2 protein-coding genes are annotated in these 5762 nt (G+C 72.9%); both read left to right on the top strand.

Features of this window, described 5'->3' with window-relative positions; all coding sequences use genetic code 11:
- On the top strand, positions 1-4136 hold a 4136-nt coding region (locus K9U41_RS21440), incomplete at its 5' end, for an SDR family NAD(P)-dependent oxidoreductase (protein ID WP_282642875.1).
- A 38-nt stretch (positions 4137-4174) separates the two neighbouring features.
- Positions 4175-5762, top strand: a 1588-nt coding sequence (locus tag K9U41_RS21435) for an AMP-binding protein (RefSeq protein WP_282642874.1), incomplete at its 3' end; no start/stop codon positions are given.

Here is a 5762-nt window from a genome sequence, read left to right as displayed (position 1 = left end):
GGGTTTTGGTGGGCGGCGACGGGCTGGCGAGCGCCATCGCCGCGCGGCTGGAGGCGCCGGGCTGGTCCGCGCTGCTCCTGCCTGCGGGGGAGGTCGGCCGCCTGCCGGATCTCCTCGCCACCGGCGCTTTCGCCGGCCTTGTGGATCTGCGGGCGCTGGACCTGCGCGCGCAGGCCGGCGATGCCCATATCCCCGATGCCGCCGAGCGCGCCGGCGCCGATCTCCTGGCGCTGATACAGGCCATGATCGCCGCCGGCCGCACAAGCGATCTTCCGCTGTTCGTGCTCACGCGCGGCGCCCAGGGCGGCGTCGTGGCCGACGAGGCGCCGGCCGATGCGGGCCTTGCCGCCGCGCCGCTCTGGGGCCTGATGCGCACCGTGTGGCACGAATATCCCGACCTGCCCGCAACACTCCTCGACCTTGCTCCAGAGGGTGCGCAAATCGAGGCTGCGGCGGATGAGGCCGCGCAGATCGCCGCCGAACTCACCGGCGCCGATGGCGAGCAGCAGGTGGCCTATCGCGCCGGCGCCCGATTCGTGGCGCGGCTGAAGCACCACCAGAGCACAGTAGTGCCCAACCGGCTGGACATTCCCGACACCCCCTATCGCATCGATCGGCTGCCCGAGGGCGGCCTCGACCGGCTTTTGGTGGTGCCCCATGCCCGCCGCCGCCCGCAGGCGGGGGAGGTGGAGCTGGAAGTGCTGGGCATGGGCCTCAACTTCCGCGACGTGCTCAACGCCATGGGCCTTTATCCCGGCGAGGCCGGCCCGTTCGGCGGGGAATGCTCCGGGCGGGTGCTGCGGGTGGGGCCGGGCGTCACCGGTCTTGCGCCCGGCGACGAGGTGGTCGCCATGCATTTCGGCACCTTCGCCAGCCACGTCACCCTGCCGGCAGCGGTGGTCTTCAAGGTGCCGCAGGGCATGGGGGTGGTGGAGGCGGCGGGCCTGCCCATCGTCTATCTCACCACCTGGTACGGCCTGCACCACCTCGCCGGCATCAAGGCCGGGGACAGGGTGCTGATCCATTCTGCCTCGGGCGGCGTGGGCATCGCCGCCATCCGCATCGCCCAGATGGTGGGCGCCGAGATCTTTGCCACCGCCAGCCCCCACAAGCACGACTTCCTGCGGGCGCTGGGCGTCACCCACATCATGAACTCACGCGACACCGCCTTCGCCGACGAGATCATGCGGCTGACGGGCGGGCGCGGCGTCGATATCGTGCTCAACAGCCTGGGCGGCGAGGCCATTCCCGCCAGCCTCTCGGTGGTGACGCCGGGCGGGCATTTCGTGGAGATCGGCAAGCGCGACATCTGGAGCGTGGAGCAGGCCCGCGCGGCGCGGGGCGACATCTCCTATTCCATCGTCAATTTCGACATCACCGCCGTGGAGGAGCCCGAGCTGGTGCGCGCGCTGCTCGCCGAGGCGCTGGAGCTGATGTCGAGCGGCGCGCTGGGCCAGCCCGTCACCACCATCTACGGGGTGGAGGACGCGCTCGACGCCATGGCTTCCATGCAGAAGGCGCGGCACACCGGCAAGCTGGTGCTGGCGACGCCCGCCGCCGGCGCGCGCCGGGGCGATTTTGTCGCCGACGCCACCTATCTGGTCACCGGCGCCTTCGGCGGCATCGGCCGGCTGGTGGCCGGCTGGATGGTGGAGCGCGGCGCCCGCACCCTCGCCCTCGTCGGCCGCCGCGCGCCGGACCGGGAGGCCGAGGCCGCCATCGCGGCGCTGCGGGCTGCCGGGGCGCGGGTGGAGGTGTTCGCCGCCGACGTGGGGGACGAGGCCGCGCTGGCAGAGGTGCTCGCGGCCGTCGATGCCGGCATGCCGGCGCTGCGGGGCGTCATCCATGCCGCCGGGGTGCTGGATGACGGCGTTCTCACCGCGCTCGATCCGGCGCGGCTGTCCAGCGTGTTCGCCGCCAAGGTGCGCGGCGCCTTCGCCCTGCACCGGGCCACGGAGCATCGCCCGCTGGACCTGTTCGTGCTGTTCTCCTCGCTCGGCTCGGTGCTCGGCGCGCCGGGGCAGGCCAATTATGCCGCCGCCAACGCCTTCCTCGACCGGCTGGCTCACGCCCGCCGCGCCCGGGGCCTGCCCGCCCTCGCCATCAACTGGGGCGGCTGGCAGGACACCGGCATGACCGCCGGCGGGGCGGTGGCCGCGAGCCTCGCCTATGGCGGCAGCATCCCGCCGGTGAAGGGGCTCGCCATCCTCGGCCAGCTGATGCGGGAGAATGCCGCCGAGGTAGGCGTCGCCCCGTTCGACTGGCGGCTTTACTTCGAGGGCCTGCCGCGCCGCCTCTCGGTGCTCGCCCATGTGGAGCGGGAGCTGGAGCAGGCCGCTGCCGCCGCCGAGACATTCGCCGCCCTGCGCACCGCCTTGCGCAGTGCGGATGCCCCCCGACGCGACGGCCTGCTGCTGGAGTATCTGCGCGGCGTCGTCGGCCGCCTGCTGCGGCTGGAGGGCGGGGAGGTGCTGTCCGAAACCCAGCCGCTGCAGGAGCTGGGGCTGGATTCCCTCGTCAGCATCCAGCTGCGCAACCGCATCCGCACCGAGCTGGAGATCGACCTGCCGGTGGCGGAGATGATGGAGGCGGGCAGCCTCGCCCAGCTGGTGGCGGTGGCCGCCGGCAAGATCGCGCCGGCATCGGGGGAGGGCGCGGCGCCGCCCACAGGCATCGTGCCGCTTCACCTTGCCGAGGCGCCGGCGTCGTTCGCGCAGCAGCGCCTGTGGTTCCTGTCGCGGCTCGATCCGGGGTCGGCCTTCTACACCGTCACCTTCTCCCTGTTCCTGGAAGGCCCGTTCGAGCCCGACGCCTTCGCCCGCGCCGTGGCGGAAATCGTCCGCCGGCAAGGCGCGCTGCGCACCTCTTTCCCGGAGGTGGACGGCGCGCCGGTGCAGCGCATCGCGACCGACCTGCCGCTGCCGCTGGAGTGGGTGGACCTCTCCGGCCTGCCCGAGGCGGAGCGCGCGCGGCAGATGGCGCGGTGGGTGGATGGGGAATCCCGCCGCACCTTCGATCTGGCCGAAGGGCCGCTGTTCAAGCTCACGGTGCTGAAGCTGGGCGCGGAGCTGCAGCGGGCCATCGTCGCCATCCACCACATCGTCACGGACGGCTGGTCGGCGGTGGTGTTCATCCAGGAGCTGGGGGCGCTCTACCGGGCCTTCTCCCGCGGCGAGGCCTCGCCCCTGCCGGAGCTGCCGGTGCAATACACCGACTTTTCCATGTGGCAGCGCGACTGGCTCAGCGGGCCGCGCCTTGCGGCGGAGCTGGACTATTGGCGCGGAAAGCTCGCCGCGCCCTTGCCGGTGCTGGACCTGCCCACCGACCGGCCACGCACCGGCGCAATCATGCACCGGGGCGGCGCCTTCACCGTGATGCTGCCGAAGGATCTGGCGGATGGCCTCAAGGCGCTGGGCCGCAGCGCCGGGGCGGGCCTGTTCGCCACCCTTCTCGCCGGCTTCCGGATCCTGCTGCATCGCCTCACCGAGGCGCCCGATATCGTCATCGGCTCGCTGGTGGCCAATCGCGACCGGCCGGAGATCGAGGGGCTCATCGGCTTCTTCGCCAATATGGTGGTGTTCCGCGGCGATCTTTCGGGCGACCCCACCGTGCGCGCGGCCCTCGCCCGCGAAGCGGAGACGGTGCGCGGGGGCCTTGCCCATCAGGACGTGCCGTTCGAGAGACTGGTGGAGGAGCTGAAGCCGGAGCGCCATCCCGGCCGCAATCCCCTCTGCGACGTGATCCTCGTGCTTCAGCGCGGCGTGCCGAAGCCCGACCTCGACGCGCGGGACCTGAAGATCGGCCCGGTCTGGGACCTCGACAACGGCACCGTGCGCTTCGACCTGGAAGTGCATGTCTGGGAGACCGACCAGGGCCTCTCCACCTCCTTCATCTACAATGCCGACCTGTTCGATGCCGCGAGCGTCGCGCAGCTGGAGCGCCAGTTCGCGGCGGTGCTCGCAGCCATGGTGGAGGCCCCCGACCTGCCGGTGTCGCGGCTGCCGCTGGCGTCGGCCGCACCCGATGCCTCCGATGCGCTGGCGCAGACGCTCCAGCAGATCGAGAACCTCAGCGACGCGGAGGTGGATGCCCTGCTGCGCGAGATGATGGACGAGGGCGTCGACCACACACCATGAGACAGGCTTCATGAGACACGCGCCATGAGACACGCGCCATGAGCATCGCCCGGGACGATGGCCCTGCGGGGGCCGGCACCGGCCTTTCCGCCGCCCAGAAGCGCGCCCTGCTGGCGCGGCTGATGGCGGAGGGAAAAGGCCGTGCCGTCGCCCCGGCCGAGGGCTTCGTGGCCCTGTTCGAGCGCCAGGCGGGGCTCACGCCCGACGCCCCGGCGGTGTCCGATGGCGGGGAGGGGCTGACCTACGGTGAACTGCACGCTCGCGCGGCGGCATGGGCCGATGCCCTGCGCGGCCGGGGCGCGCGGCCGGGGGATGGGGTGGGGCTAGCCCTTGCGCGCGGGCCGGTGCTGGTTGCCGGCCTCATCGGCATCCTGAAGGCCGGCTGCGCACTCCTGCCGCTGGAGCCGGATGATGCGCCGGCACGGCTCGACCGCTTGCGGGCATCGGCGCGGTTCGTGCTGACGCAGGAGGGGGCCGCAGAGGCAAGTCTCGCTGAGGGAGATCTCGCTAAGGGAGATCTTGCAAAGGCAGGCACCGCCGCCGCCGACCCATCCGCTTTTGCCCTGATCGCGCCGGAACGGGCGCTCTTGGCCGTGCCGGAACGGGCGGTCGCGGAGCGGCTGGCGTGGCTGCGGCAGGCGTTCCGGCTCGGGGCTGGCGATGTCAGCCTGTTCGCCGCTTCGCTCCACGACATATCGGCGGTCGCCAGCCTGTTCTGGCCGCTGACGGTGGGAGCCAAAGTGGCGCTTGTGCCGATTGAAGCCGAGCCGGCCGCGCTGGCGGCGCAGGCACGTGCCACAGGGGCATCGTTCGCGATGCTGCCTGCCGCCGCCCTGCCGCTGCTGGATGGCCTGCCGCTGCGGCTGGTGTTCCTCGATGGTGATCCGCTCCCCGGCGCCTCCGGCCCGGCGGGGGCCCATGTCTTCACCCTGTGGCAGTTCGCGGAAGCCGGCGGGCCGGTGCTGGCACAGCCGGTGGGGGAGGGGGTGCCGCTGCTGGGCGCGCCCCTGCGCATCCTTGATCGCCATGGCCAGATGGTGCCGCTGGGCGGTGTCGGCAGCCTCGTGGTCACACCCGCCACGGGACTGCCCGAGGTGACGCCGGGTGCGCGGGCGCGGCAGCGCGCCGACGGGCGCTTCGAGCGCCGACCCGATGGTGGGCGACGCGTGGAGGCGGGCGGCCTGCGCTTCGGCCTCGCCGTCATCGAGGCGGATTTGCGCGGGCATGCCGGCCTCGCCGAGTGCCGGGTGCTGGACCGGGTGGATACGGCGGGCGCAACCCGCCTCGTCGCCTATGGCGTGCCACACGGCCATGCGGCGCCGGAGGCGTGGCCGCTGCATGCCGCAAGCATCCTGCCCCCATGGCAGCGACCGGTGGCATGGGTTGCGGTGGCGGCCCTGCCGCTCACCGAGGCCGGGGCGGTGGATGACGCGGCGCTGGCCCGCCTGCCGGTGCCCGATGCCTTTGCCGCCACGCTCTGGCGCCAGCGGCTGGAGCGCATGGACGGTGTCGCGGAAGCCGCCGTGGTGGCGCAGGCGCTGCCGCCGGAGGTGGCAAGGGTCACGCTGCCGGTGGTGGCCCCGCTCCCGCTCCCGCTCCCGCTCCCCGCGCCGCTCCCGCCAGAGC

This window comes from Xanthobacter autotrophicus, assembly GCF_029991245.1.
GTDB lineage: Bacteria > Pseudomonadota > Alphaproteobacteria > Rhizobiales > Xanthobacteraceae > Xanthobacter > Xanthobacter autotrophicus_C.
Note: the sequence above shows the minus strand (reverse complement) of the source record. Positions and strands in the feature narration are given on the sequence as shown.